The 24,386-nt window shown below is 42.8% G+C and carries 30 protein-coding genes; 28 read left to right on the top strand and 2 right to left on the bottom strand.

Annotated features, from left to right (window positions below):
• Positions 1 to 45: 45 nt before the first annotated feature.
• Positions 46 to 573, bottom strand: coding sequence for a YcxB family protein (locus tag K401_RS0103355; protein ID WP_024291646.1), 528 nt, complete (start codon positions 571 to 573; stop codon positions 46 to 48).
• A 13-nt stretch (positions 574 to 586) separates the two neighbouring features.
• Entirely contained in the window at positions 587 to 1,108 is a 522-nt protein-coding gene (locus tag K401_RS0103350) for a YcxB family protein (RefSeq protein WP_024291645.1), read from the bottom strand.
• A gap of 353 nt (positions 1,109 to 1,461) precedes the next feature.
• Between K401_RS0103350 and K401_RS33130 the strand changes: the two genes are divergently transcribed.
• From K401_RS33130 to pgmB, 28 genes are all read left to right on the top strand, one after another.
• Positions 1,462 to 1,698 (top strand): hypothetical protein, encoded by a 237-nt coding sequence (locus tag K401_RS33130; protein ID WP_024291644.1) that lies wholly within the window; start codon positions 1,462 to 1,464, stop codon positions 1,696 to 1,698.
• A gap of 129 nt (positions 1,699 to 1,827) precedes the next feature.
• Positions 1,828 to 2,241: a phage tail terminator family protein gene (locus K401_RS0103335; RefSeq protein WP_024291643.1), complete on the top strand. Its 414-nt coding sequence runs from the start codon at positions 1,828 to 1,830 to the stop codon at positions 2,239 to 2,241.
• A gap of 13 nt (positions 2,242 to 2,254) precedes the next feature.
• Complete coding sequence (locus K401_RS0103330; RefSeq protein ID WP_024291642.1) at positions 2,255 to 2,452, top strand: hypothetical protein; 198 nt, start codon at positions 2,255 to 2,257, stop codon at positions 2,450 to 2,452.
• Positions 2,446 to 3,744 (top strand): phage tail sheath subtilisin-like domain-containing protein, encoded by a 1,299-nt coding sequence (locus K401_RS0103325; RefSeq protein ID WP_024291641.1) that lies wholly within the window; start codon positions 2,446 to 2,448, stop codon positions 3,742 to 3,744. Before K401_RS0103330 ends, K401_RS0103325 begins: the two co-directional genes overlap by 7 nt.
• Positions 3,745 to 3,761: 17 nt before the next feature.
• Positions 3,762 to 4,235: a phage tail tube protein gene (locus tag K401_RS0103320; RefSeq protein WP_024291640.1), complete on the top strand. Its 474-nt coding sequence runs from the start codon at positions 3,762 to 3,764 to the stop codon at positions 4,233 to 4,235.
• Between the two features lie 22 nt (positions 4,236 to 4,257).
• On the top strand, positions 4,258 to 4,686 hold the full coding sequence (locus K401_RS0103315) for a phage tail assembly chaperone (RefSeq protein ID WP_024291639.1): 429 nt from the start codon (positions 4,258 to 4,260) through the stop codon (positions 4,684 to 4,686).
• A 14-nt stretch (positions 4,687 to 4,700) separates the two neighbouring features.
• Entirely contained in the window at positions 4,701 to 4,868 is a 168-nt protein-coding gene (locus K401_RS33125; RefSeq protein ID WP_166435253.1) for a hypothetical protein, read from the top strand.
• A gap of 57 nt (positions 4,869 to 4,925) precedes the next feature.
• Entirely contained in the window at positions 4,926 to 7,388 is a 2,463-nt protein-coding gene (locus K401_RS0103305; RefSeq protein ID WP_024291638.1) for a phage tail tape measure protein, read from the top strand.
• Complete coding sequence (locus K401_RS0103300; protein ID WP_024291637.1) at positions 7,388 to 8,056, top strand: LysM peptidoglycan-binding domain-containing protein; 669 nt, start codon at positions 7,388 to 7,390, stop codon at positions 8,054 to 8,056. The genes K401_RS0103305 and K401_RS0103300 overlap by 1 nt, the downstream gene beginning before the upstream one ends.
• Before the next feature lie 10 nt (positions 8,057 to 8,066).
• Positions 8,067 to 9,023, top strand: a complete 957-nt coding sequence (locus tag K401_RS0103295) for an XkdQ/YqbQ family protein (protein WP_024291636.1) — start codon at positions 8,067 to 8,069, stop codon at positions 9,021 to 9,023.
• On the top strand, positions 9,016 to 9,330 hold the full coding sequence (locus K401_RS0103290) for a DUF2577 domain-containing protein (RefSeq protein ID WP_024291635.1): 315 nt from the start codon (positions 9,016 to 9,018) through the stop codon (positions 9,328 to 9,330). Before K401_RS0103295 ends, K401_RS0103290 begins: the two co-directional genes overlap by 8 nt.
• Positions 9,331 to 9,346: 16 nt before the next feature.
• On the top strand, positions 9,347 to 9,748 hold the full coding sequence (locus K401_RS0103285) for a DUF2634 domain-containing protein (protein WP_024291634.1): 402 nt from the start codon (positions 9,347 to 9,349) through the stop codon (positions 9,746 to 9,748).
• On the top strand, positions 9,748 to 10,803 hold the full coding sequence (locus tag K401_RS0103280; RefSeq protein ID WP_024291633.1) for a baseplate J/gp47 family protein: 1,056 nt from the start codon (positions 9,748 to 9,750) through the stop codon (positions 10,801 to 10,803). The genes K401_RS0103285 and K401_RS0103280 overlap by 1 nt, the downstream gene beginning before the upstream one ends.
• Positions 10,796 to 11,713, top strand: coding sequence for a putative phage tail protein (locus K401_RS0103275; RefSeq protein ID WP_024291632.1), 918 nt, complete (start codon positions 10,796 to 10,798; stop codon positions 11,711 to 11,713). Before K401_RS0103280 ends, K401_RS0103275 begins: the two co-directional genes overlap by 8 nt.
• 15 nt (positions 11,714 to 11,728) lie before the next feature.
• Entirely contained in the window at positions 11,729 to 12,124 is a 396-nt protein-coding gene (locus tag K401_RS0103270; protein ID WP_024291631.1) for a phage tail-collar fiber domain-containing protein, read from the top strand.
• Positions 12,125 to 12,136: 12 nt separating this feature from the next.
• Positions 12,137 to 12,571, top strand: a complete 435-nt coding sequence (locus K401_RS31700) for a hypothetical protein (protein ID WP_024291630.1) — start codon at positions 12,137 to 12,139, stop codon at positions 12,569 to 12,571.
• Positions 12,564 to 13,187, top strand: coding sequence for a hypothetical protein (locus tag K401_RS0103260; RefSeq protein ID WP_024291629.1), 624 nt, complete (start codon positions 12,564 to 12,566; stop codon positions 13,185 to 13,187). Before K401_RS31700 ends, K401_RS0103260 begins: the two co-directional genes overlap by 8 nt.
• A gap of 479 nt (positions 13,188 to 13,666) precedes the next feature.
• Positions 13,667 to 13,939 (top strand): hypothetical protein, encoded by a 273-nt coding sequence (locus tag K401_RS0103255; protein WP_024291628.1) that lies wholly within the window; start codon positions 13,667 to 13,669, stop codon positions 13,937 to 13,939.
• Positions 13,932 to 14,072, top strand: coding sequence for an XkdX family protein (locus tag K401_RS0103250; protein ID WP_024291627.1), 141 nt, complete (start codon positions 13,932 to 13,934; stop codon positions 14,070 to 14,072). The genes K401_RS0103255 and K401_RS0103250 overlap by 8 nt, the downstream gene beginning before the upstream one ends.
• An 11-nt stretch (positions 14,073 to 14,083) precedes the next feature.
• Positions 14,084 to 14,503, top strand: a complete 420-nt coding sequence (locus K401_RS0103245) for a phage holin family protein (RefSeq protein WP_024291626.1) — start codon at positions 14,084 to 14,086, stop codon at positions 14,501 to 14,503.
• Between the two features lie 79 nt (positions 14,504 to 14,582).
• Complete coding sequence (locus tag K401_RS32715) at positions 14,583 to 14,738, top strand: hypothetical protein (RefSeq protein WP_156882318.1); 156 nt, start codon at positions 14,583 to 14,585, stop codon at positions 14,736 to 14,738.
• A 1-nt stretch (position 14,739) separates the two neighbouring features.
• Positions 14,740 to 15,570 (top strand): peptidoglycan recognition protein family protein, encoded by an 831-nt coding sequence (locus tag K401_RS0103235; protein WP_024291625.1) that lies wholly within the window; start codon positions 14,740 to 14,742, stop codon positions 15,568 to 15,570.
• Positions 15,571 to 15,777: 207 nt separating this feature from the next.
• Positions 15,778 to 16,611: a CPBP family intramembrane glutamic endopeptidase gene (locus tag K401_RS0103230; RefSeq protein WP_024291624.1), complete on the top strand. Its 834-nt coding sequence runs from the start codon at positions 15,778 to 15,780 to the stop codon at positions 16,609 to 16,611.
• 557 nt (positions 16,612 to 17,168) lie between these two features.
• Positions 17,169 to 18,188 (top strand): LacI family DNA-binding transcriptional regulator, encoded by a 1,020-nt coding sequence (locus K401_RS0103225; RefSeq protein ID WP_024291623.1) that lies wholly within the window; start codon positions 17,169 to 17,171, stop codon positions 18,186 to 18,188.
• A 22-nt stretch (positions 18,189 to 18,210) separates the two neighbouring features.
• Entirely contained in the window at positions 18,211 to 19,569 is a 1,359-nt protein-coding gene (locus tag K401_RS0103220) for an ABC transporter substrate-binding protein (RefSeq protein WP_024291622.1), read from the top strand.
• A gap of 85 nt (positions 19,570 to 19,654) precedes the next feature.
• Positions 19,655 to 20,551, top strand: a complete 897-nt coding sequence (locus tag K401_RS0103215; protein ID WP_024291621.1) for a carbohydrate ABC transporter permease — start codon at positions 19,655 to 19,657, stop codon at positions 20,549 to 20,551.
• Between the two features lie 12 nt (positions 20,552 to 20,563).
• Positions 20,564 to 21,388, top strand: a complete 825-nt coding sequence (locus tag K401_RS0103210; protein ID WP_024291620.1) for a carbohydrate ABC transporter permease — start codon at positions 20,564 to 20,566, stop codon at positions 21,386 to 21,388.
• A gap of 17 nt (positions 21,389 to 21,405) precedes the next feature.
• Complete coding sequence (gene pgmB / locus K401_RS0103205; protein ID WP_027352197.1) at positions 21,406 to 24,378, top strand: beta-phosphoglucomutase; 2,973 nt, start codon at positions 21,406 to 21,408, stop codon at positions 24,376 to 24,378.
• Positions 24,379 to 24,386: the final 8 nt, after the last annotated feature.

The following is a 24,386-nucleotide window of genomic DNA, read 5'->3' as shown; positions in this document are numbered from 1 at the left end:
AAGGAAGGTTGCCTCTGTTTTCATAGGCAACCTTTCTCTCCATATTTATTTCTCAAATTTTATCTTTTTAGCACTGATACATTTCTTTTTTAAAAATTTCAACCAGTCCTCTTTGGTTATATTAATTAACGATTCTTTTGTTATGATCACTGGGGTTCCTGCCTTGGTTGCAATGAAATAAAAGTTTTTTGTTTCAACTATTTTGATAAAATCTGAATATGGGACATGAACAGATATATTCATGGCGGCAATCGTTATGCAAAGGTCGTCTTCACGAAAGCTAAGCTGGTATACAATATTTTCCGTATGCAAATATCCTTTCATCATTTGTATATACCGATTAACAATAGAAATCAAACTGTAGAGATATATTATATAAGCGGATAAAGCTAAAAGAAGAAAGAAAAACGATATAAATGGCGAAGCATGGAGGATTTCATACACAGATTGACACATAAAAGTAACACATACTATTGCGGTTAAAGGGCGAATAAAGCAAGGAAGCAGATATTTTCTTATTTCCATCAAAGAATCTTTATTTGAGATCCCTACTGCCTCAATTGAATATTCCATACGCTAATTCTCCTCACTGTATATTGTATAATTTGATTTTATTATTCCTTTCTACCACATAATCCAGCCATTCATATTTATGATTTTCATTAAGAAAAATTTTGTTAATAGGAAAACACATGTTCTCACGAGTGAATAAAGCAATATATTTTTTTGTTTCAACAATTCTGCTGATATTTGAATAATCCATATTAAATCCAGATCCTTCTGTTTCTTTCGATATTGTCAGGTAGTTATTGTAAAAATGCAATTTATAATTAAAATCACTTTGCCCTGGTTTTAATATATTGTTGAGTTCTTTTTTTATAAGTATTTCCCTGAGGATGATTTTTTCAATATATAGAAACAATGCACCTACAAAAAAGATACTCGTGATTAAAGAACTTCTGAGTAGGAAAAAGAGAAATGCCAGCATTCCAGATAAAAATATCGCCATATTCAAAAAAAACGTAAATTTTGGCGGATATAAATATTTTTTTAAGCTGTTTAGTGCCTTTTTATTTATAGATCCATTTATCACATAATAAGATCCCATACGATCTCCTCAAATTTTTTATTAATATTATACTATGCAAGTTGCGCCGCTGTAAATGATATATTACCATTTGTCTGAGTTGATCGAAAATATTATTTATTCAGATAATGAACAGTAACATATATTATGAAAAGAAGTCCACAGTAAAGCCGGTTCTTCCTGGGATATCCCCGGTTATTTCCACCTTCTATTAATGATCTTTCCTGCTTCAACAGGATTATCTCAGTAGGAGCATTATGTCACGTTGTAGAAAAAAGTTCAACAAAATTTCAAAATACTGTTGACAAATATGGGACAGTGGAGTATGATAACGAATGTAGACAATATGACTACAAAAGAGAGGGAAAGATAGTATGACAGATACAGTTCGGCTAAATGATGAAATCAAAAAGTCCGGACTAAAAAAGGGCTGGATCGCGATGGAATTGAATCTGTCCAGTTATGGATTTTGGCGGAAGGTAAACAATGAGAACCAGTTTAAGACAGGAGAGATCAAGGAGTTGTGCCGGTTACTTAAGATTACGTCGTTGAAAAAGAGAGATGAAATTTTTTTACTGAAAAGTAGACAAAATGACTACTTCAAGCGATGAGGAAAGGAGCATTTAATGAAAATAGGAGATTGGGGGAAGGTGAGGAGCCCCACACAAATGCAATATGCCCGGTATGAGAAAAGTCTGGTGCCCAAAGGGAGGGCTGGTGCTGTATGAAAGGAGGATTTTATGTATAACGAAATCATGGAGGGAGTCCTGAAAAGGCTAAGAGAGCTTTTTCCGGAGACCAGGATCGGTACAATTCCCTTGGGGGAGGGAATTGCTGAACCATATTTTGAGGTCGGGTTCCTGGAAACATCAGAAAAACCTGTAAACGGTCAGCGTTATTTCTGCAGCGTGAGCGTGTATGTGAAATATTACTGTCAGGATCCAGAACAGCGGCTAAAGGACAGGAATCTTGTTCTGGAAATTCTGATGGACAAGCTGGAATACATTACTCTGGAAGATGGCTCCTTAATAAGAGGCAGCAGCAGAAAGGGAAAATATGAGGAGGCTGCTTTAAATTTCCTGGTTGATTATCAGGTCTATATTTTAAAAGCCAGAGAATCGCAGGAATCCATGGAAGATATAAAAATAAAGTGAAAGAGGTGTTGTTGTGGCAAAAAAAAGTGTAAAAGAAACGGGCGGGACTGTCGTTGCACGTTTCACAAAGGATCAGCTGATCCGCTCGGAAAGGTATCGCAATCAAAGGGACTTATTAAGCGCTTTGCTTGACGATAGAAAAGTATACTCTGCAACAGAAGCAGAAGAAATTATGAATCGATTTATGAAAGGAAGGGTGAAAGTATGTTAGGTGGAGGAAATTTTACAATTCAAAATAAGGTATTTCCTGGTGCATATATCAATTTTGTCAGTACCGCTTCAGCTGGTGCCGCCATGGGAAGCAGGGGAGTGGCGGCAATCCCTATGGTTCTTGAATGGGGACCGGAGAAGGAAGTGTTTGAGGTTACCGCAGAGGATTTTCGAAAAAGGTGTAAAGAAATTTTTGGCTATGCAATGAACGATGCAGCGATGCTTCCAGTAAGAGAGCTTTTCAGAAATATGACAAAAGGTATTTTCTACCGCTTGAATGCAGGGGTACATGGGGCCAATGATTACGGCACGGCAAAGTACTCAGGTATTCGTGGAAACAGCCTGATGACAATTATTTCTAAAAACGTGGATGATCCTTCCAAATTTGATGTAAAAACACTGCTTGCCGGAAGAGAAATTGATTGCCAGACGATCACAGAAGCAGGAGAACTGAAGGATAACAGCTATGTGATATTTAAAAAGGAGTCTGCTCTGGCAGAGACGGCAGGGCTTCCGTTTACAGGAGGCACCAATGGCGCTGATGTGACAGGAGAGGACTACGCAGAATTCCTGGAAAAGATGGAAAATGCCTTCTTCCAGATTCTTTGCTGCCCTTCCGCAGACGATAATGTGAAGGCTTTGTTTACAGCATTTACAAAACGCATGAGGGATGAGGCCGGCGTTAAGTTCCAGACAGTATTACACCAGTATTCCAAGGCTGATTACGAGGGAGTCATTTCCGTGGAGAATGAAGCAGAGGAATCAGCTGTAGGGCTTGTTTATTGGGCTGCCGGTGCAGAAGCGGCTTGTGCTGTCAACAAGACCATTGAAAATAAGGTTTATGACGGCGAGTATACAGTTAAGACTTCCTATACTCAGGCCCAGCTTGCTGATGCCATAAAAGCGGGCAAGCTCATGCTTCACAAGGTAGGAAGTGAAATACGGGTTCTGACTGACAGTAACACATTGGTTACTTATACGGAGGAAAAGGGAGAAGATTTCTCTAACAACCAGACGGTACGTGTTCTGGATCAGATTGGAAATGATATTGCATCTCTTTTCCATACACGTTATCTGGGCAAAATCTCAAACGATGATGCTGGGCGGGTAAGTCTTTGGAATGACATTGTTACATATGGAAAGCAGCTGGCGGTGTTAGGGGCCATTGAAGCAGTGAATTCAGAAGAAGTAACCGTGGAAAAGGGACAGGACAAGCGGTCTGTCGTCGTAAATTTACCAGTGAAACCGATTAATTCCATGAGCATTTTATACATGACAGTAGTTGTTTCATAAGAAAGGGGTAAGAAAATATGAGCAATATTACAATGGACGCGTGGGACGCGATCAGCGCCACAAAAGCAGAGTGTTTTATCACAATTGAAAATGAGCGGTACAATTTTATGCAGGCACTGAATCTGGAGGCAAAGATTGAAAAGGTGAAATCAGAGATCCCGATTCTGGGACGGGCCATGAAGGGAAATAAGACCGTGGGAATGAAGGGAAGCGGATCTGCTACTTTTCATTACAATACAAGCATTTTCCGGGATATTTTATACAAGTTCCAGCAGACTGGAAAAGATATTTATTTTGATATTCAGGTAACCAATGAGGATCCTGCTTCCAGGGTCGGCCGTCAGACTGTGATTTTAAAAGATTGCAACTTAAATGGAGGCATTATCACCAAATTTGACGCAACAGGGGAATATCTGGAAGATGAGTTTGAATTCACATTTGAAAGCTGGGAAATGCCGGAAAGATTCAGCAACCTTGCGGGAATGCAGTAAAAGAAAAAGGGGATAAGAGGACATGGGAGATTTAAGTTGTTTTTTGAGCCAGAACGCAGTTAAGGCAGAGCATGAAAAATATGTTGCCTCCAAACGCTTTTTAGGTCCGGACAAAAAACCGGTGGAATGGGAGATTAAAGCAATTTCCTCTAAGGAGGATGAAGCTCTGAGAAAAGAGAGCACAAAGCGGGTTTCAGTGACCGGAAAAAAGGGACAGTATACCCAGGAGACGGATTATAACCTTTATCTTGGAAAGCTGGCGGCAGAATGCACGGTTTACCCTAACTTAAATGATAAGGAACTGCAGGATTCCTATCACGTTATGGGGGCAGACGGGCTTTTAAAGGCCATGCTGACTGCAGGGGAATATGCAGGTTATCTGGAACGCATTCAGCAGGTAAATGGTTTTGATATCACTCTGGAAGAGCAGGTGGAAGAGGCAAAAAACTGATAGAAGGAGGTGATATGGAAGCAAATATTGCCTACTATTGCCTCCACAAGCTCCACAAATGGCCTCATGAGTTTTTGAGCCTGGACCGGTATGAACGGGCGTTTATTATGGCTGCAGTACAGCTAAAACTGGAAAATGATAAGAAAGAAGCACAAAAGGCGAAGTCTGCAGGGAAAAGATAGAAAAATGGAAGGACACCTTTCAAGGTGTTCTTCTAGAAAGGAAAGGAGGGAAGGTATATGGCAACAATACAAAACTCAATACAGCTTCAGGATGGAGCCTCCTCCATATTAACGAGGATCAATCATTCAATCAATATGACTAGCGAGTCCTTTCGAAAGTTCCAGGTGGCAGCAGATAATTTTATGGGTCTGCCGGGAATATCAGCATCCGTAACGGATATCCATAGCATGGGAATCCAGTTTGAACAGGTTACGGAAGTAATTGTGCAAGCCAAAGAGCAGCAGGAAGAATTAAATAAAAGCATAGATGAAGGCAATGACAAATTCCAGAAAATGAAGAAACTCTGTGATAAGGCATTATCTGGTCTGGGTAAGATGGGAATCAACACCAGTCCAATGGAAATATTTAACCAGGCAAATGATATAAAAGCAGCCGGTAATCTCATACAGTCCAGGACCGGAATGCAGGGACAGGATTTAGAGGCGGCAAAACAAAGCACGAAAAACCTGTACGTGGATAACATAAGCGGAAGTCCGGAAGATGCCGCAAAGAGTTTATCATCCATTCATCAGATGACCGGACAGACAGGGAACAGCCTGGAACAGCTTACAAGAGCAGGATTGCTCCTGGAAGATACTTTTGGTTACAGCCTGGCAGACAGTATCCGTACTGCAGGAGTGCTGCAAGCGCAGTTTGGAGTTACCGGTGCTCAGTCATTGGACTTAATCGTGCAGGCAACTCAGGCAGGTCTTGATAAAAACGGAGAGCTTTTGGATACGATCAATGAATATTCTCCCCAGTTTAAAAGTTTAGGCCTTGGCGGAGCTGATATGTTTAACATGCTGGTCAATGGAGCACAGAATGGAGAAATTTCAGTCAGCACGTTAGGCGACGCTGTAAAGGAATTTACATCAAGGACTGTTGGAGGAGGAAAGGACGCCCGGGAAGGTTTTTCCGCTTTGGGGCTTGATGCTGCAAAGATGACGGAAGCTTTCGGAAGCGGTGGCGATACGGCAAAGCAGGCATTCCAGCAGACGATAGCCGCTTTAAGCAGTATGGAAGATCCTGTGAAAAGGAATGTAGCAGGGATGAAATTGTTTGGCAGCACCTGGGGAGCGTTAGGCAGCGAAGGGGTTATGGCATTGTCTAATTTGGATGGCTCCGTACAGCTGTCAACGGAACATCTGGAAGAATTAAATAATGTAAAATACAATGATGCAGCCAGTGCACTGAGCTCTTTGGCTAAAACAGTCAATATGGGGCTTGCCGGTCCTATAGGCAATATGGTTGACAATGTGACCAAAGCCATCAGCAGCTTTACAGCCGGACTTAAGGGAAATGTCGGTGAAATCACCGGGATTTTTGGAACCATTGGATTTGTGGCCGGAACCGTGGGTAGGGCTTTTGCAGAAGTATGGCCTGTGATAGAGCCTGTTTTGTGGGGAATTATTGGGGCGTTGATTGTTTACAATGCAACGTTGAAAGATGGGTGGATTGCTACAATAAAGAATGCAGCTGGCCAAGTGTGGAAGACGATCTGCGATTGGGCGGAGACTGCAGCGATAATTGCATTGATAGCTGCCCAGGACGGATTAAATGCAGCATTAGCTGCCTGCCCTCTTAATTGGATAATTATGTTTATTATCATTTTGATAGGACTGTTTTATGCAGGTGTGGCTGCCTTTAATAAATTCGCCGGAACCTCTTACAGCGCAACCGGGATGATATGTGGCGCAATTGCGGTAGCCGTTGCATTTATAGCCAATGCTCTTATGGGAATCCTGGAAATCGGGTTTGGGATTATTGAGTACTTTTATAATGGCTGGGTAGCTTTTGCAAACTTTTTCGGAAATCTGTTTCATGATCCGGTAGCTTCGGTAATTCACTTATTTGCAGATTTAGGTGATACAGTTCTTGGCGTTATACAAAAGATAGCACAGGGCCTGGACTTTGTATTTGGTACCCATATGGCAGATACCGTGAAAGGCTGGCGGGATAATTTATCTAATCTTGCCGATCAGCTTGCTGAAAAGTATGGAAACGGGACCTATGAGGTCAAAGCAGATAAACTGGACATGGATCAGGTATTGGCTGATTTTGGTATACCACTGAAACGGTGGAATTATGGTGATAAAGCCCATAACGGATATGAATTTGGAGGAGAGTTGGGAGATAACATAAAGGATAAATTTGGCGGGATAAATAGTTTCCTTGACAGGAATTCCTCAGAATCTGGTCTGCCTGGTGTAACTGACAGCATTGCCCAAAGTACCGGAGATACAGCTATGAATACGGCAGCTATGGCAGACTCAATGGATATCATGGATGAGGAGTTAAAGTATATGCGGGATGCTGCGGAACAGGAAATCATCAACCGATTTACCCTTGCTGAACTAAAAGTAGATGTGAATAACAACAACACCATAAAGAATGTAGCTGATATTGATGAAATGTATCGCAGACTCGGTGATGCTACCAATGAAATTCTTGCTTCAGCTGCGGAAGGAGTGAACTTTTAATGGCATATGAAGTTTATATTGATGATATGCTTCTCCCGTTGCCGCCGGAAAAGATCCCTATTAAATATAGCGGGCAAAATAAGACGGTGAACTTAATAAATGGCGAAGAAATCAATTTGATCAGGCCCTTTGGCCTTGCAGAAATCGGAATTGATGCAATAATTCCTCAAATGGATTATCCCAGCGCAGTTTGGGATGGCAGCATTGACAGTGCAGAAGATTTTCTGGAACGGCTTCAGGAGTTGAAGGATGGCAAAAGTCCTTTTGAATTCACCGTTATCCGCCAGGGAACGGGAGGAAACAGCCTTTTTGATACCAGCATTGATGTTACTTTGGAAGATTATAAGGTTACGGATGATGTGAGTCAGGGGCTTGATCTCATAGTGTCCCTTACAATGAAGGAATATAAAAATTATGGAACTAAAATTATGAATTTTTCTATTGTTGAAGAAAATCAGAAAATAGAGTCTGTACAACCGCAGGAGGAACGTCAGGGAGAACCGCCGCCGGTGAAAACTTATGTGGTTAATAAGGGAGACTGTCTGTGGTCCATAGCGAAAAAACAGCTTGGCAATGGGAGCCGGTGGCAGGAAATCCATAATCTGAACCGGGATAAAATAACAAATCCCAATGTTATTTATCCGGGGCAGGTTCTCACTATGCCATAGGAGGTAGGAAATGGAAGTACATTTATATATCCAGAACGGTCAGACCGTATATGAGCCGGTAGTAAAAGGAGCCATTACCTGGGAAACTCAGCGCAGAGGGCAGCCCGGAAAGTGTTCTTTTACCTTGGTTCCGGACAAACGCCTCCAGATCGAGGAGGGCAACGCCCTCCGTCTGGATGTGGATGGGAAACCCGTTTTCTTTGGATTTATTTTTGAGCGTAACTGGAGCAGTGATGGGGAAATGAAGGTTACTGCTTATGATCAGCTGAGATATTTAAAAAATAAAGATACCTATAATTACACGGATTTAACTGCAGGAGAGGTGATCCAGATGATAGCCAGGGATTACAATCTAAACACAGGAGAATTAGAGGATACAGGGGAACGAATCTCCAGAAAAGAAAAGGATAAAACCCTGTTTGATATTATTTTAAACAATCTGGATCTCGCTATGATACATACAAAGAACTTGTTTACATTTTATGACGATGCAGGAAAACTGACTTTGAAAAATATGAATAACATGAAGCTTGACATCATGATTGATGGCAAGGCGGCTCAGGATTATGACTATAAGGTCAGCATTGACAGCAATACTTACAACCAGATCAAACTGTATTGTGACAACAATGATACAAAGCAAAGAGAAATCTATATGACAAAACATACTGAAAATATCAACAAATGGGGAATTCTCCAGAAAGACGAGTCCATTGATAAAGGGGTAGACGGCCAGGCCATAGCGGAAACATATTTAACTTTGTATAACCGCCCTTCCAGGACTTTGACTGTAAAGGATGCTTTTGGAGATATCCGGGTGCGGGCGGGCTGCCTGATTCCGGTGTTCCTGGATATAAAGGACATGGAGTTGAAAAATTATCTGGTGATCGAGTCTGTGACCCATAAAATTGATGAGGGAGTACATACCATGGATTTGACATTAAGGGGGGCGAAGGTCAGTGGCTGATGTGGAATGGATCGAAAATATAAAACGGATCGTAATTCAGGCAATCGAAGCGGGAGATCCATGTGACGTGATACCAGGAACTGTAATTAAAGTAAATCCTATGGAAATACAAATTGATCAGAAGACAATCCTGTCCGAATCACAGATCATTCTGCTGAAACAATTTACGGACCATACGGAGGAAATGAATATTCCTGGAATCGGTCAGGTGGCTGTAACTGTAAAAGATGGGTTAAAAGCAGGTCAAAAGGTGCTTCTGCTTCAGAAGAGAGGCGGGCAACAGTATGTGGTAATGGGTACGTGGTAGGAAAGGAGGTGTTGCCATGCTTCCGGTGACAGGTAATATTTTAGAGCAGGATATTAAGGTGGTCCAGATGCCGTCAAAAACCTTTCGTCTTGATACGGAAACAAAGCGCGTGGTCGGAACTGTAGATGGCTTGGAGGCGATAAGGCAAACCGTGTTCTGTATTCTTAATACAGAACGGTTCGATTGGCTGATTTACAGCTGGAATTATGGTGTGGAGTTTAAAAACTTATTTGGAAAATCAACAGGGCTGGTAAAGGCAAAGATCAAAAAGAGAATCAAAGAAGCGTTGCAGCAGGATGACCGGATACAGAGTGTTGATACGTTTTCTTTTGAAAGCAATGGGCAGTCGCTTCATGTAAGGTTTATGGTTCATACCATTTTGGGAGAAATCGTAGTTGAGAAGGAGGTGAACATTTAATGTATGAGGATATGACGTATGAAGTTATTTTGAAACGAATGCTGGATCGGGTTCCAAAAGAACTGGATAGAAGGGAAGGATCTGTCATTTACACAGCTTTAGCTCCATCAGCAGCGGAAATTGCAATTACATATATTGAGTTGGATCATGTTTTAAAGGAAATGTTTGCTGATTCAGCAAGTCGGGAATTTTTAATTCGTAGGGCAGCAGAGCGTGGAGTAATACCAAAAGCAGCTACCTATGCAGAATTAAAAGGAGAATTCAATGTAGAAATATCCATTGGTAGTCGTTTTTCATCAGATGTTTTAAACTATACAGCTGTAGAACGATTGGGTATCGGTGAATACAGAATGCGATGTGAGACAATCGGAGCAGCTGGTAACAGCAACTTTGGCAGATTAATCCCTATTGAATATATAAAAGGGCTGACAAAGGCAGAATTGACGGAATTATTAATACCTGGAGAAGATGAGGAAGAAACAGAGCGATTTCGCAAGCGATATTTTAATAGTTTAAAATCACAGGCGTATGGTGGAAATATAGCAGATTATAAAGAAAAGGTATCTGCAATTTCTGGAGTGGGAGGGGTAAAAGTCTTTCCTGCATGGGCCGGTGGTGGAACTGTGAAGCTGGTTATTATTGACTCATCTTTTAGTATTCCTACTGAAGATTTGATTCAAACAGTACAGGATCAAATTGACCCGGAGCCGAATCAAGGGAAGGGTTATGGACTGGCCCCCATTGGCCATGAGGTAACTGTAGTTGGCGCAGAGGGGGAGAAAATATCCATTGTAACTAATATTACATATCAGACAGGGTATGATGCCGGTCGGTGCTATGATGATATCAGTAATACGATCGATGGTTACCTGGCGGAACTAAACAAATCCTGGCAGGAGTTTAGTGAAAACGTAGTGAGGATTTCCAGAATTGAAAGCAAACTGCTGGATGTGGAAGGAATTCTTGATGTGTTTGATACATACATCAATGGGAAAAGTGAAAATTATGTTATTCCATCGGATAGAATAGCTGTGAGAGGTGAGATTCATGTATGATCGGAGGGAAAATGATTTAAACTCTTATTTCCCAGAGTACGTTAAGGAAATTGTTGAGTTTAACACTATCGCGAAACTAGAGGCGGAAGAACTCAAAAATCTTTATGATAGCTGCCGGTATATTTGGGAAGCTGGATTCATTTTGACGACAGACTATCAGGGAATAAAGAAATGGGAGCAGTTTTTAGATTTAAAACCAGATCCTCAATTTACGCTTGATGAGAGAAGATCAGCAGTTTTGGCAAATTGGAATTACCAACTTCCTTACTCCAGAAGTAAATTAAGAGAGCAGCTAACGGCTTTGTTAGGTGAAGACTACGAATTATATATTTTTCATCATATTTATAAATTGAAGCTTGTAGTGAAGGAGAGACCAATAACAGTCTTAAAAAGTATTCAAGGAATGATTCAAGAAATGGTACCAGCTAATTTGGAAACAGTTTTTTTCAGTAAATATTCTGGAAACTATAATTTTCAGACTTCTTGTAAAAATTCAATCCGCTACCGGATAGGTTTTTATCCTCGCTACAATCTTTCGTACTTATATTTGGATAATCTCTGGCCGTTAAATGGCAGCTGTAGGCTGAATGGGTATAACAGTAGAGAATTTATCGACTTTTACCCGATAAGATCCAGACTGGAAGCGAATGTTTCAGAATTTGTTAAAGGAGCAGAACGAATAAAGGTACCGACGGTATTTGTGGAGCAGAGTAACACAGGTAATAACATATTGAGATTTAAAACTGATTTAAGGAGAGATATACAATGCAAAATGAAAGCAGCTTTATTATTTGAAACAGAGGAACAGGCAACAGCAGGTACGATCCGTGTTATGAACATAAATAGGGTGAATAGCACTTGGAAATTAGATAGCAGGCGAAAGTTAAATGGTGGCTTATCAATTTTATAAGAGAGGAAGAGAAAAATGACAAATACATCAAATGGAGTAATAACAACAACAGGAAGGAAGAAGTTTTGCAAGGCTCATGCCGGGGATATAACACTCCCAATTATCACACATATGGCATGGGGAGACGGAGGAGTGGATGAAAACGGACAGCCTAAGACAACAACAGGCAATGAAATCGGGCTTTATAATGAGCTGTTGATGAAGGAGATCGAAACCCATGCATATGTAAATGATATGGAATCGACATGCCGTTTTACTGCTACTCTGGATAAGGACGAGCTTACAGGAAGAGAAATATCGGAAATGGGGTTGTTTGATTCGGATGGCGATTTAATTGCCTATCGGACATTTATGCGTAAAGGAAAAGATGCAGACATCCCGCAGATCTATGATATGGATGAAATCTTTTAAGGAGGTTAAATTATGATATTTTGCAATGTAAAAACCCCACCTGAATATACTATGGAAATCAGAAAGTGGGATAGAGAGACTCTGGCAGATGGTCAGGAAATGGCTTTTGAGATAGAACAGCTTTTCAATAATACTTTCTATAATAAGATGATTCTGGAGCAGCATGAACGGCCGATAGAGGTCATTATTCCTGCCTCTGGTTGGAGCAATATGATTCCATACAGCCAGAAAATCGCGGTGACTGGGATAAAAGCATCAGATAATCCTATAATCAGTCCATGTACTCCAAAGGAATTATCACCGGCAGAGGTAAAACTTAGAAGAAAAATGGTTGGAATGATAACTGACGGTGAAACAGAAGATGGATATGTAACGTTTTACTGTGCAGAAAAGAAGCCGACCGGAGATTTCAGCGTGTATTTGAGGGGGGTAAGTGATAATGGGTAAAGTGATTATCGCCGGAGCTGGCGGATCAGGAGCAGGTTCTGATGAGTGCACAGCTTCAAAGGCAGAGGTTTTAAAGGGGTATAGAGCAATTACATCAGATTCCGCTGATGAAGTGGCTGAAGGAACATTGGAACTTACTGGTGACGTGTCAGATAGTCAGGTACTGGAAGGAAAAACATATTATAATTCGAATCCCAAAATTAAGAGAACAGGCTCTATGGTAAACCATGGTGCGGTGGCCCTGAATTTGAATGCTGGTGCTTCGTATACGGTTCCTGCTGGTTTTCACAATGGGGGCGGTAAGGTGACAGCTAACAGTTTGGCAAGTCAGACCAGCGCAACGGCTGCGGCGGCACATATTTTAAGCGGGCAAACGGCTTGGGTGAATGGAAGTAAGCTTACAGGAAATATTGCCTCTTTGGCAGGGCAGACAATTAACCCTACTGCTTCCCAGCAGACGGTTTCCAGCTCTGGGAAGTATATGACTGGGAATGTGGTGGTGAATGGCGTGTCAAACCTTACAGCCGCAAACGTCAAAGAGGGAGTTAATGTTGGCGGTACTATTGGCACAATGAAAGACTATTCTTATCTGGCGGTAGGGCAGGTGGCTTTTTAAACGGCACGTTCTCGGGTGTCCTCTCTGGGGGCGTGCAGTCGACAGGAACAGATAGAGGAGGATTTTATATTTCCACAGGAACTTATCCAGGGATATATTTAAGAGGGAAATACTACAATAGCAATGATGGTGATGATTATATATACTCTCAATATATTGTAAACTCTAAGAGTGTTAACCTGACGCCATTTAGCCAACTGAAGGTTACATTTAGATCTAATTATGGGCGAGGGTCAGATGGACTGGGTGGGGAGTGTCGCATTGTATTACTAAATACAAGTAAGAGTACCATTAAATCATCCAGTCAAGTAAGCGGCGGCTATTTTGTTTCAACAGTGGTTTCCTTAGATGTATCCAGTATAAATGTGCAAGCATTTTTCAGAATACAATCTGAAAGCGTAATGGCAACCTATGGTGAAATGATAATTGAGAAAATTGAATTCACAAAGTAATAATAATTAATACGAGGAGGTTTTTTATTGAAGGTTTCAGTCATTTATGATCATGAAAATGGTCGTATATTAGCCGTTCAATATGGCCAGGAGATGGCAAGCAAGGACGTTAGAAATATTATTGTTGAGGTTGAAGACGGGGAACAGTTAACAGGCCTTACTATTGATGAAGATACTGTTGCTCCCATCATAGAAGAGACTCAAATGTCGGTTTTGACGAAAACATTGAAGATGATGAATGCTCGGATAGAGTACCTCTCCATGATGTCAGGCACAGGAACGGAGGTAGACGATGAGTAAAAATTTTGAAAAAGTAAAGAGTTTTTATGATTCTGAACTGTGGTCAGAGGAAATGGTGTGGAACTCGGTAGGCCGCTGGATCACAGTGGAGGAATACCGGGAGATCACAGGAGAAGAATATAAGAAAGCGTGAGGTAAATGAGAATGAAAAATATATTATGTACAGCTGCAGGAGCAGCAGGCAGTTTCATAGTGTCTGTATTTGGAGGGTGGGATACCGCAATCGGAACTTTAATACTTTTCATGGCTGTTGATTTCCTTTCAGGCCTGGCAGTAGCCGGAGTGTTCCATAAAAGTGTAAAAACAGAATCCGGAACATTAGAATCAAAGGCGGGCTTTAAAGGCTTATGCAGGAAGTGTATGACGCTCCTGTTTGTGCTGGTGGCCCACCGCTTAGACCTATCCCTAGGCACCCCCTACATACGAGACACTGTCATCATCGGTTTTATGGCAAACGAGCTCATATCCATCGTAGAGAATGCAGGCCTTATGGGCCTGCCCCTCCCACAGGTCTTAATCAGAGCCATAGACATTTTAAACAAGAAATCGCAGCCATCACAATAACGATAAAAGGCCCATTTCAGCCCGGTACATCCCCGCCCTTTCCGTCATATTATAATAATAAAAAGGACAAGGAGACATTATGGTTAAAAGTGAGGCTACAAAAGATATGCCGAACATGGAGCTGCTGGGAATACAGGAAAATCTAAAGAATGCCGATTACACGGAAATAGAACGTTTCCGGGAATCTTTTGATGCGGATGAGATGGGGTTCGTGGGCATAAGGGAAGGGATTTAATATGGAAGTTCACAAACTATTGACACCATACAACTACAGCAACGGTCAGATAGACCGAATTAAATATATCGTGATCCACTATGTAGGGGCTTTAGGAGGAGCCGAAGCAAACTGCAAATATTACGCCTCCCAATACATCGGAGCCAGCGCTCATTATTTTGTTGGCTTCAGCGGAGAGATCTGGCAGTCCGTTGAGGACAAAGATATTGCATGGCATTGCGGGGCAAAAACATATATCCATCCGGAATGCCGAAACAGCAACAGTCTGGGAATCGAGCTCTGTGTCAGGAACAATGGCAGTCAGTCAGATACAAGCAGAGACTGGTATTTTGAAGATGCAACAGTAAAGGCCGCCGCCCAGCTGACAAAAGAGCTGATGAAGCATTACGATGTCACGGCAGATCACGTAATACGCCACTATGACGTAACGGGAAAAATCTGCCCCAATCCTTACGTTTACAATCACACCCAGCATACGTGGAATGATTTTAAACTAGCATTGACAGAAGCGCCCCAGAATCAATCCGGATGGATAGAAGAGGAGGGCGGCTGGAGGTTCTACCTGGGAGATACCGGAAACTATGTTAAAAACGACTGGTACAAGGACGGGGAAAACTGGTATTGGTTCGATGGTGCCGGATATATGGTAAAAGATACATGGAAGACCGGATCAGACGGCAGATGGTACTATCTGAATAACGACGGTGCTATGGCAAAAAGCCAGTGGATCATCTGGAAGGAAGAACTATACCGGGCTACAGAAGACGGAAGCATGCTGGAAGGAAAACTGTATCTGGGTACAGATGAAAAAGGTGCACTGCACATTATCTGAAAATAGGCGGGAGTCCGGAAAAATCCGGCCCCGCCTAAAGTTATGTATACCGCCCAAAGATGGTGGAAATTATCCATACGCTATGTTAAAATGATTTGTATGAACAATCATTGTGCTGTCCCCGGATATTCCGCTAATGATGCTCCAATGAATCAGCGGCAGCAAAATATTTCCTATTTCAAAAACAACAGTCAGAGAGGTATCCCTATGCAGTATTACAAGCGAAACCCGATCCCATTTATTTTTATATTTTATGCCATTTGCTTTGCATTCCGGGCGATGGAATATTTCCTGTTACGTACTGACCAGTCCATAATCGGGGAAGCATTTATACATAAACTGGCCGGTATTTTCCTGCTGGCAGCTGCCTTGCCATTTTTCCGGTATTCATGGTCAGAAATCGGTTTTACTTCTCAAAAGTTGTTCCGCAATATTTTATTGGGAACTTTACTGGGCACCGTTGTTTTTACAGCAGGCTATGGGGCAGAAATACTGATGCAGTCGGCAGCAGGTAATTCCCCGGTACTTAAGCTTTACGTGACCAGCTATTCCATTTTAGGCAGCCGTGAGATGAAAAATGGCCTCCTGTTCCTTCTTATCTGCGTAGCAGGAAACATGATCAATGTGATTATGGAAGAGGGAGTTTTCCGCGGATTGTTTGTCCGGCTGTCTGAAGAAAGACATTCTTTTCCCGCCGCATGCATGCTCTCCTCTGTACTCTTTGGAATCTGGCATATTATGCAGCCCCTAAGAAATGTAATAGACGGCAGTCAGTCTATGGAAGGCGCATTCTTAGCCGGTCTGGTACTGGTGGTCACCAGCACATTGCTTGGCATTCAGTACTGCATGCTTTGCAGGCTTACAGGATCCCTATGGGCAGGAATGGCAGCGCATTTTGTGAATAATACCACGGTTAATCTGCTGCATGTGGTTACGGCTTCCGGTGTAGATGAACTTTTGACCATTCGCATCACCATTGCCCAGACCCTTTCTTTTCTCATTGTGCTCTTCCTTTATATATCCCGTTACAAAAAGAAATGAGCCAATCCGGTACATTCCATTGTTCCCTTTAAGAACCTTATAATCCTAAGCTTTCCGACAGGTCCGGTCGCCGGGCATTTTCTCCCTGCAGCCTTGCTCTCAACACCAATGATTCAATGCCTAAATGCATAAATATCTGAATCCTTGATCCCTGCCCCTAATCCTAATCCCAAAACAACCGCTACCAGAATATAATAAGGTCAATGCTTCCGCTGCCAGCAACAAACAGAAACACAACGGAATATAAGAGGAATGTAGAAACAATAAGTAAAAAGACAGAAAAAGGAGCATGAGCAAAATCCCAGTCGTTCCGCTGCATTATAAAAGTCTGAGAAATAGCTGTTCAAAGAACTGCCCTATACTAAAATGCATAAAAATATTGATAAAAATACAGCATTTATAACAAATAATATAAAAAACATTGACACAGATCTAATAAAATGTTATTTTGTAATCATCAAAAACGTTTTCGTAAATAACGATTTCGTACAACACTTCTAAAAGAAGTGTTAAAAAAAATCAAAAACCAAAAACGTTTTTGGAAAAAGAGGTGTGAAATGGCAAAATCAATTTACGATGTGGCACAGGAAACGGGATTATCTGTAAGTACGGTATCAAGAGCGTTAAACGGATACAGTGATGTATCGGCCAAAACCAGGGCGCGCGTGGTGGAGGCTGCGGAAAGACTTGGGTATGTTCCAAATACCAGTGCCAAAAATCTGTCTTCAAAGAACAAGAAAAATGTGGCTTTGCTCATCTGCGGACTTTTGGAGGAAGCCCAGTCAAACGAGTTCATGATGAATGTTATCCAGGGAGCTTATACCTACATGATGAAGCATGAGATCAATCTTGCCATGTATTCCATTGGGAAGGAAGAACAGGAAAAAAAGGATTTTGACACATTTTGCAGAGAATATTCATTGTCAGGAGCCGTGATTATGGGACTCAGGATAACCGATCCTTTGGTAAAAACCCTGCCTCATTCCACCCTGCCCTGTGTTTCCATTGATATTCCGCTGGACGGAGCATGTACGTCGGCTGTCATGACAGATGACAGAAAGGCGTTTGAACAGATCACGCAGTATGTGATCGACCATGGACACCGGAAGCTGATTCTTGTCTATGGGCGGAAGAAGTCTGATGTTTCCATCAGGCGTCAGCAGGGGTACCTAGACGTTCTTGAAAAAAACGGCATTGAACCAAAAAGCTGTAAAGTGATCTATACGGATTTTATGGAGCAGAAAGCGTATGAAGGAACGAAGAAACTGCTGAAAGAATATGGGAAAGAGGCTGGCACCGCTTTTATCTGCATGAGCGATTTAACGGCCATAGGAGTTCTAAGAGCAGTACAGGAGCTGGGATACGAGAGCCCGGAGGATTTTTCCATCACAGGTTATGACGGCAACTATTTTATGAAATACATTGACCCCTTTGTTACTCGCATCAACCAGAATATGTGGCAGAAAGGCTACGACGCGGCAAAACTTCTCATGAAAATGGTAAATGACGAAAAGTATTCAAAGATTCATATGACAAAATATTTTCTTGAGGAAGGCAAGAGTGTAAAGCAATTGTAAATAAATATTAAGGAGGATTCATATGAAAAGCAAATTGGCGGGATTTATGGCGGCTGTTATGGCGGCTGCAGCATTGATCAGCGGCTGCTCCGGCGGAAGCAGCAATACAACTGCATCAGGAGCGGGAAAGGGGGAAACCGGATCCGGCAAGGAAATCCAGATGACTTTTCCAACCTATCTGGCAGGTGAAAATGTAGGGGCTGTTTTCTTCCTTCCTGAGGTAGAACGGTTTAATGAGAAGTATGCGGGCAAGTATAAGATCGTGATTGAAGAGGTTCCCCAGGCCCAGTATGCGGAAAAGATTAAACAACTGGCCCAGCAGAACAAGCTTCCGGCCATAGTCCATGCACCCGGTTCCGGCGGAATTGATCTGCAGTGGTTTAAGAACGTGGCTCTCGCCAATGGCATGGCATATGATCTGACTGAATTTGCAAATTCCAATCCAGAGGTAAAAAAGAACTGGATTGACGAATCCATAGATTACTGTACCGTAGACGGAAAACTGATCTGCAAGCCTCTTTCCGTATTAAAGCCTGTGGGCCTTTTCTATAACAATACCATGTATCAGCCGGAAAAAGCGGTTAAGGATATGACTCTTGATGAATTTACGGAAAGCATCGGAGATAACAGGATCGCGTTCCAGACTGCGGAAAACGCATGGACCACAGGACTTCTTCTCACTGCCCTTATTGCCAACCAGGAGGGAGGCGAGGGGTACCTGGCTCAGTTTGTGGATGACAAGCTGTACGATTATACTGACGAAAAAATCATTTCCGCGACAACCATTCTGCAGGAGCTCCTTCAGAAAAATGCATCGGCCAATACCATTGGTGCAGCTTATGCAGATGCAGCCAATGCATTTATGAGCAAAAGCGCAGCCATTATATGCAACGGTTCCTGGATGGCCTCAGACTTTGATGAAGCATCAGCAGACAAGTGGTCCAACGGATTTACCGGTGAGGAAGTGACCTCAGATATTTATCCCGGCAACTTTGCCATTGCAAATCCAAGAGTATTTGGTGAATTCTGGATCGCGGATACCGCTTCTGATGAGGAAAAAGAGCTGGCAAAAGCTTTCTTTGCCTTCCGTGATTCCAAGGAAGAAATCGAACAGCTGGTCTTGACCGAAGGGGGAGTGGCTCCAAAGCTGGATTACAGCGACGAGTTTTTAAAGAAACAGGCGGAAAACCGAATCTTATCCCAGCTTGCTGAAAGCATGGATGGAAATACAAAATACACGGCATCAATTTTTGATGTGATGCCAGCCTCCGTTGCTGATACGGAATTTGGAAAGCTGCTTCCCAAGCTGGCGGATGGAACTCTTACGCCGGAGGAATTTTGCAGCCAGCTGACTCAGAAGGCTGAGGAAGCAAAAAACTAATAGCAATATGGGAATTAAATACTGTTGCAAAAAGCCTGTAATAGGGGTGTATTGCAGCAGTATTTTTTAGAAAGAAGGGAAGAAAATGAAAGCAGGAAAGTCAAATTCCACCGTTTTGGAGAGAAGGAATTATAAGTGGTGTTACTTATTTTTACTGCCCTCCCTCTTAATATTTTTGCTGTTTTACTTATCGCCCATCCTTACGGTGATCGCTACATCCTTTACCAAGTGGGATGGCTTTAACAAACCGGTTTTCATAGGACTTAAAAATTACATAGACCTTTTTCATTCAAAAACCTTTCTCATATCCTTGAAAAATCTTCTTGCCTGGTCAATGATTGCCGCCACCTTTCATGTGGGGTTTGGCGTACTTATGGCATTTGTTCTGTACGCAAAACCCAGGGGCTGGAAATTCACCAGAGTGATTTTTATGGTGCCTAACGTGATCTCAGCGGCTGCATGGGCCATGATCTATAAATTTATTTTCAATGATGATATGGGAATTTTAAATAACCTGATCCGAAGGTTTTCCCCGGACTTTCATGTCCAATGGTTTTTTCAGTCCCCGTATGCATTCTGGGCAGTTACATGTACATGGATCTTTTATGCGGTGATTGTAACTCTGGTTGTATTAAATGATTTGATGGCAGTACCTGAGGAAGTGGTGGAAGCTGCAAGAGTAGACGGGGCCTCCCCGTGGCAGCTGACCCGGCATATCATGCTTCCCCTTTGCAGGAATGCCATTGGAACAGGGGTGATCTGTTCCATTACTTCCAGAATTGCCATGTATGAGCAGATCAGGCTGACCACCGCAGGCGGCCCTGGAGACGATACCATGAATATACCGCTGATCCTGGTCAATTCCATATCCGATATGAAATACGGGTATGCCAATGCCAACGGTATGATCATGTTTGCCCTGGGTCTTATAATTCTGGCAGCTGTCAATGTTACATTCCGCATGAATGACAGTATCTATTAGGAGGAGGGCGTAATGAAGAAAAAAATCACTGTATTTTGCATGTATCTCCTTATGATCTTTACTGTGATCATATCGGTTTTTCCAATTCTCTGGGTGATCATGTCATCCTTTAAAACGAATGCGCAGATTCTTGGAAATCCATTTACGCTGCCTTCCGCTATAAGCTTTGAACCGTATATATACCTGTTTGAGAAATACGATTTTCTCCGGTATGCGGCCAATTCCTTTTTGGTGTGCATCTCCTCAACGCTCCTGTCTTTGTTGTTCTTTGCCATGGGTGCTTATGTGATCGGAAAATACCGTTTCCCGGGAAAGTCCCTGATTTTTGCCTTGTTTACCATTACCTTATTGGTCCCATCCCATTCCAAGGCACAGCCCATATTCTCTCTGATCATGAAGATGAATCTGTATGACAATATCTGGGGACTGGCAGTTGTTTACTTATCCATGGGGCTGGCAATGTCCATGTTTATTTTAAAATCCACCTTTATGTCCATTCCTTCATCCTTAGATGAGGCGGCAAGGCTGGAGGGGGCAGGCTTTCTCCGGGTATTTTTCCAGATCAACCTTCCCCTGGCAAAAGGCGGACTGGCTACGGCCGGAATCCTCATGTTTTTAAATAACTGGAATGAATTTTTCTACGCTTCCCTGCTGACCTCTTCCAATAAGAACAGGACTCTGCCGGTAGCACTGCAATTTTTCACCGAATCATTTTCTTATGATTATACAAAGCTGTTTGCCGCTTTGACCCTTGTCGTGCTTCCTGGCATTATTTTGTATGCGCTGGCCCAGGAGCAGGTACAGGCAAGTGTTGCAGCATCAGGAGTAAAAGGCTGACAATTTAGGAGGACAGAATGCTTAACACAATGAATTTTTTTAAGGGCCAGGGAGATTTGAAAAACTGGCTGATAGAGGAAACAGAATTTGATGCCCGGAATCTGGGAAAATACGAGGCAATTTTTGCCCAGGGAAACGGTTACATAGGGATGCGCAATGCTCTGGAGGAGCGGTATGTGGAAGAGGTGAGGAATACCTTTATTACCGGAACCTTCAATAAAGCAGGAGATGAGGAGGTAACTGAGCTTCCCAACATTCCGGATGTAACTGCCATGGACATTACTGTTAACGGATACCGTCTGAATCTCCAGTCAGGAAAGGTTGTGGAGTATTCCAGGGTTATGAACTTTAAAAACGGCGAAACCACCAGAAAGATTGTATGGAAATGCCCGGAAGGGACAGTGGTAACGGCCCTATTTAAACGGTTTGTTTCTCTGAAAAATGAACATGTAGCGGCGGAATACTTAGAACTCTCCTGTGATAGCAGCGCCCAGCTGGTGATTGAAACGGGGATTCATGGGGATGTGACAAACCATGGAGCCATGCATTTCGAGAATTTGAGGCGCAGAATTTATGATGGAGTTACTATGCAGTTCCTTTCGGAAACCACCCAGTCCCGGGTTCTGGCGGCAGTCCACAGTGCCTGCCGGATAAACCGGGAGGAAAAGCCCCTTCCCATTATGGGAAGAAGAAATATGGATCTGCGCTGGTCCATCACAGCAGAGGCCGGAGAACCCATCCGCCTGGAAAAGATATCCTGTTTTCATTCCTCCAGGGATCTGGCTTATGAAAAAGAAGAACACTCCGGCATGTCTGAGCGTTTGAAGGCCGACGGAATGGACTGCTTACGGATTGAGTTTGAAAAAGGATATGATAGACTGCTGGCGGAATCTGAAGCAGTGTGGGAAGATTTCTGGAAAGACCATGAGGTGACCATACGGGGAAATGATGATTTTGATCAGCTTGCCCTCCGTTTTGCCCAGTACCATTTGAATATTATGGTGAAAAAGGACGATAACCGGGTGGGAATCGGTGCAAAGGCCCTGACAGGAGAGGGGTATAAGGGCCATTCCTTTTGGGATACGGAAATGTTCATCTTACCCTACTTTACCCTTACGGAGCCAAAAACTGCAAGAACGCTTCTGGAATACCGCTACAGAAATCTCTATGGCGCCCGCAAAAAGGCTGGTGAAAACGGCTGGGAGGGAGCGATGTATCCATGGGAGTGCGCCTGGATCGACGACGGCGAGGTAACCCCCTTATACCTGGGCACCGACGTGGTAACGGGAAAAGTGCAAAAGTGCCTGACAGGCTTAATTGAGCACCATATCAGCGCGGATGTGGCCTATGCGGTGTGGCAATATTATCAGGCCTCCGGAGACCGAAACTATATGGAGCGGTACGGGTACGAGATCATACTGGATACAGCTCTTTTCTGGGCCAGCCGTCTGGAATGGAATGAGAATAAGGGCTGTTACGAGATACTTGATGTGATCGGCCCGGATGAGTATAAAGAGCATGTGGACAATAATGCTTATACCAATTATATGGCGGATTATAATATGGAGCTGGCAGAGCATATTATGGAAGCTTTGCCAAAGGAAAATAAGGAAGTTTCAGACCGGCTTGACCGGAAATTCCGTTTCAGCCAGTTAAAACAAAAGCTTATGGAAAAGAGGGCAAAGTTCTATTTGCCCGCACCCGATGAAAACGGCATTGTTCCTCAGACAGACCAGTATATGAGCCTGGAACCCATTGACCTGGCACCCTATAAGGCGTCAGGAAGGGTCCTGGGAATCCACCAGGATTATAATATGGAGCAGATGGGAAAACTGATGGTTTCCAAACAGGCTGATACGGTTATGCTGGATTTTTTGCTGCCTGATCTGTTCCCTCTGGAAACAAAAAGAAAGAATTTTGAATTTTATGAAGATAAGACCCTCCATGATTCTTCCTTAAGCCGCTGCGTTCATGCAGTTTTAGCCAATGATTACGGAATGGATGACATGGCCTACCAAATGCATCAGGCGGCATGCTACACTGATCTGGGACCTAATATGAAATCCTCAGAGGAAGGAATTCACAGTGCCTCCATCGGAGGGATCTGGTTAAGCTGTGTCATGGGCTTTGGAGGTGTGAGGATCCGCCATGACAGTCTGGAGCTTAATCCAAAGCTTCCAAAGGCCTGGGAGGAGCTTCGTTTTCCATTGGTTTGGAAGGGTCAGAAACTGACGGTTACAGTGGAAAAGAAAGGCGTCAGAATCGCAAACAACGGAAGCTGTCCGGTAAAGCTTGTGGTATTTGGAAGGAGCAGCAAGGTGGAACCAAAAGAGTCTGTCTACGTGGAGAAGAAAACTTATGAAGCAGTTATTTTTGATTTGGATGGAGTGATCTGCCATACCGACCATTACCACTATCTTGCTTGGAAAAAGGTGGCGGATGAGCTGGGAATTTATTTTGACGAAATCATCAATAACCGTCTGAGAGGAGTCAGCCGAAAGGAAAGCTTTGATATTATACTGGAACGATATGATAGGGTTATGAAGGAAGAAGAAAAGGAAACATATCTTACGAAAAAAAATGAGAGTTATAAAAAACTGCTGGAAGGCATGACCCCTTCCGATTTGTCTGTTGAAACAAAAGATACATTAACGGAGCTTAGAAAACGGGGGATCAAGCTGGCCATCGGCTCTTCCAGCAAGAATGCGGGACTGATCTTAAAGCAGTTAGGCTTGGAACACTTCTTTGATGCAGTTTCCGATGGAAATGCAATCACCCATTCAAAGCCTCATCCGGAAGTATTTCAAAAAGCAGCCTCAATGCTGAACTGCGAACCAGAAAACTGTCTTGTGGTAGAAGATGCGGAGGCCGGGCTGGCAGCAGCAAAATCCTGCGGAATGGATTGCGCGGCAGTGGAAGATGGGGTAAAATCTTCATTAGCAGAGTATAAACTGTCATCCTTCAGGCAGTTGCTGGAAATCGTGGAATGAGGAGGAGC

It is taken from the genome of Lacrimispora indolis DSM 755 (genome assembly GCF_000526995.1).
GTDB classification, from domain to species: domain Bacteria; phylum Bacillota; class Clostridia; order Lachnospirales; family Lachnospiraceae; genus Lacrimispora; species Lacrimispora indolis.
This window is presented reverse-complemented; position numbering and strand designations above follow the sequence as displayed.

What these genes read in the sequence shown, in the direction of transcription:
- K401_RS0103280 (WP_024291633.1), top strand. Translation starts at nt 9,748, where the DNA reads ATGTATGAGGATATGACGTATGAAGTTATTTTGAAACGAATGCTGGAT.
- K401_RS0103325 (WP_024291641.1), top strand. Translation starts at nt 2,446, where the DNA reads ATGTTAGGTGGAGGAAATTTTACAATTCAAAATAAGGTATTTCCTGGT.
- K401_RS0103225 (WP_024291623.1), top strand. Translation starts at nt 17,169, where the DNA reads ATGGCAAAATCAATTTACGATGTGGCACAGGAAACGGGATTATCTGTA.
- K401_RS0103320 (WP_024291640.1), top strand. Translation starts at nt 3,762, where the DNA reads ATGAGCAATATTACAATGGACGCGTGGGACGCGATCAGCGCCACAAAA.
- K401_RS33125 (WP_166435253.1), top strand. Translation starts at nt 4,701, where the DNA reads ATGGAAGCAAATATTGCCTACTATTGCCTCCACAAGCTCCACAAATGG.
- K401_RS0103305 (WP_024291638.1), top strand. Translation starts at nt 4,926, where the DNA reads ATGGCAACAATACAAAACTCAATACAGCTTCAGGATGGAGCCTCCTCC.
- K401_RS0103350 (WP_024291645.1), bottom strand. Translation starts at nt 1,108, where the DNA reads ATGGGATCTTATTATGTGATAAATGGATCTATAAATAAAAAGGCACTA.
- K401_RS32715 (WP_156882318.1), top strand. Translation starts at nt 14,583, where the DNA reads ATGGTTAAAAGTGAGGCTACAAAAGATATGCCGAACATGGAGCTGCTG.
- K401_RS0103230 (WP_024291624.1), top strand. Translation starts at nt 15,778, where the DNA reads ATGCAGTATTACAAGCGAAACCCGATCCCATTTATTTTTATATTTTAT.
- K401_RS0103355 (WP_024291646.1), bottom strand. Translation starts at nt 573, where the DNA reads ATGGAATATTCAATTGAGGCAGTAGGGATCTCAAATAAAGATTCTTTG.
- K401_RS0103215 (WP_024291621.1), top strand. Translation starts at nt 19,655, where the DNA reads ATGAAAGCAGGAAAGTCAAATTCCACCGTTTTGGAGAGAAGGAATTAT.
- K401_RS0103210 (WP_024291620.1), top strand. Translation starts at nt 20,564, where the DNA reads ATGAAGAAAAAAATCACTGTATTTTGCATGTATCTCCTTATGATCTTT.
- K401_RS31700 (WP_024291630.1), top strand. Translation starts at nt 12,137, where the DNA reads ATGATATTTTGCAATGTAAAAACCCCACCTGAATATACTATGGAAATC.
- K401_RS0103285 (WP_024291634.1), top strand. Translation starts at nt 9,347, where the DNA reads ATGCTTCCGGTGACAGGTAATATTTTAGAGCAGGATATTAAGGTGGTC.
- K401_RS0103295 (WP_024291636.1), top strand. Translation starts at nt 8,067, where the DNA reads ATGGAAGTACATTTATATATCCAGAACGGTCAGACCGTATATGAGCCG.
- K401_RS0103270 (WP_024291631.1), top strand. Translation starts at nt 11,729, where the DNA reads ATGACAAATACATCAAATGGAGTAATAACAACAACAGGAAGGAAGAAG.
- K401_RS0103250 (WP_024291627.1), top strand. Translation starts at nt 13,932, where the DNA reads ATGAGTAAAAATTTTGAAAAAGTAAAGAGTTTTTATGATTCTGAACTG.
- K401_RS0103235 (WP_024291625.1), top strand. Translation starts at nt 14,740, where the DNA reads ATGGAAGTTCACAAACTATTGACACCATACAACTACAGCAACGGTCAG.
- K401_RS0103300 (WP_024291637.1), top strand. Translation starts at nt 7,388, where the DNA reads ATGGCATATGAAGTTTATATTGATGATATGCTTCTCCCGTTGCCGCCG.
- K401_RS0103220 (WP_024291622.1), top strand. Translation starts at nt 18,211, where the DNA reads ATGAAAAGCAAATTGGCGGGATTTATGGCGGCTGTTATGGCGGCTGCA.
- K401_RS0103335 (WP_024291643.1), top strand. Translation starts at nt 1,828, where the DNA reads ATGTATAACGAAATCATGGAGGGAGTCCTGAAAAGGCTAAGAGAGCTT.
- K401_RS33130 (WP_024291644.1), top strand. Translation starts at nt 1,462, where the DNA reads ATGACAGATACAGTTCGGCTAAATGATGAAATCAAAAAGTCCGGACTA.
- K401_RS0103315 (WP_024291639.1), top strand. Translation starts at nt 4,258, where the DNA reads ATGGGAGATTTAAGTTGTTTTTTGAGCCAGAACGCAGTTAAGGCAGAG.
- K401_RS0103245 (WP_024291626.1), top strand. Translation starts at nt 14,084, where the DNA reads ATGAAAAATATATTATGTACAGCTGCAGGAGCAGCAGGCAGTTTCATA.
- K401_RS0103260 (WP_024291629.1), top strand. Translation starts at nt 12,564, where the DNA reads ATGGGTAAAGTGATTATCGCCGGAGCTGGCGGATCAGGAGCAGGTTCT.
- K401_RS0103275 (WP_024291632.1), top strand. Translation starts at nt 10,796, where the DNA reads ATGTATGATCGGAGGGAAAATGATTTAAACTCTTATTTCCCAGAGTAC.
- pgmB (WP_027352197.1), top strand. Translation starts at nt 21,406, where the DNA reads ATGCTTAACACAATGAATTTTTTTAAGGGCCAGGGAGATTTGAAAAAC.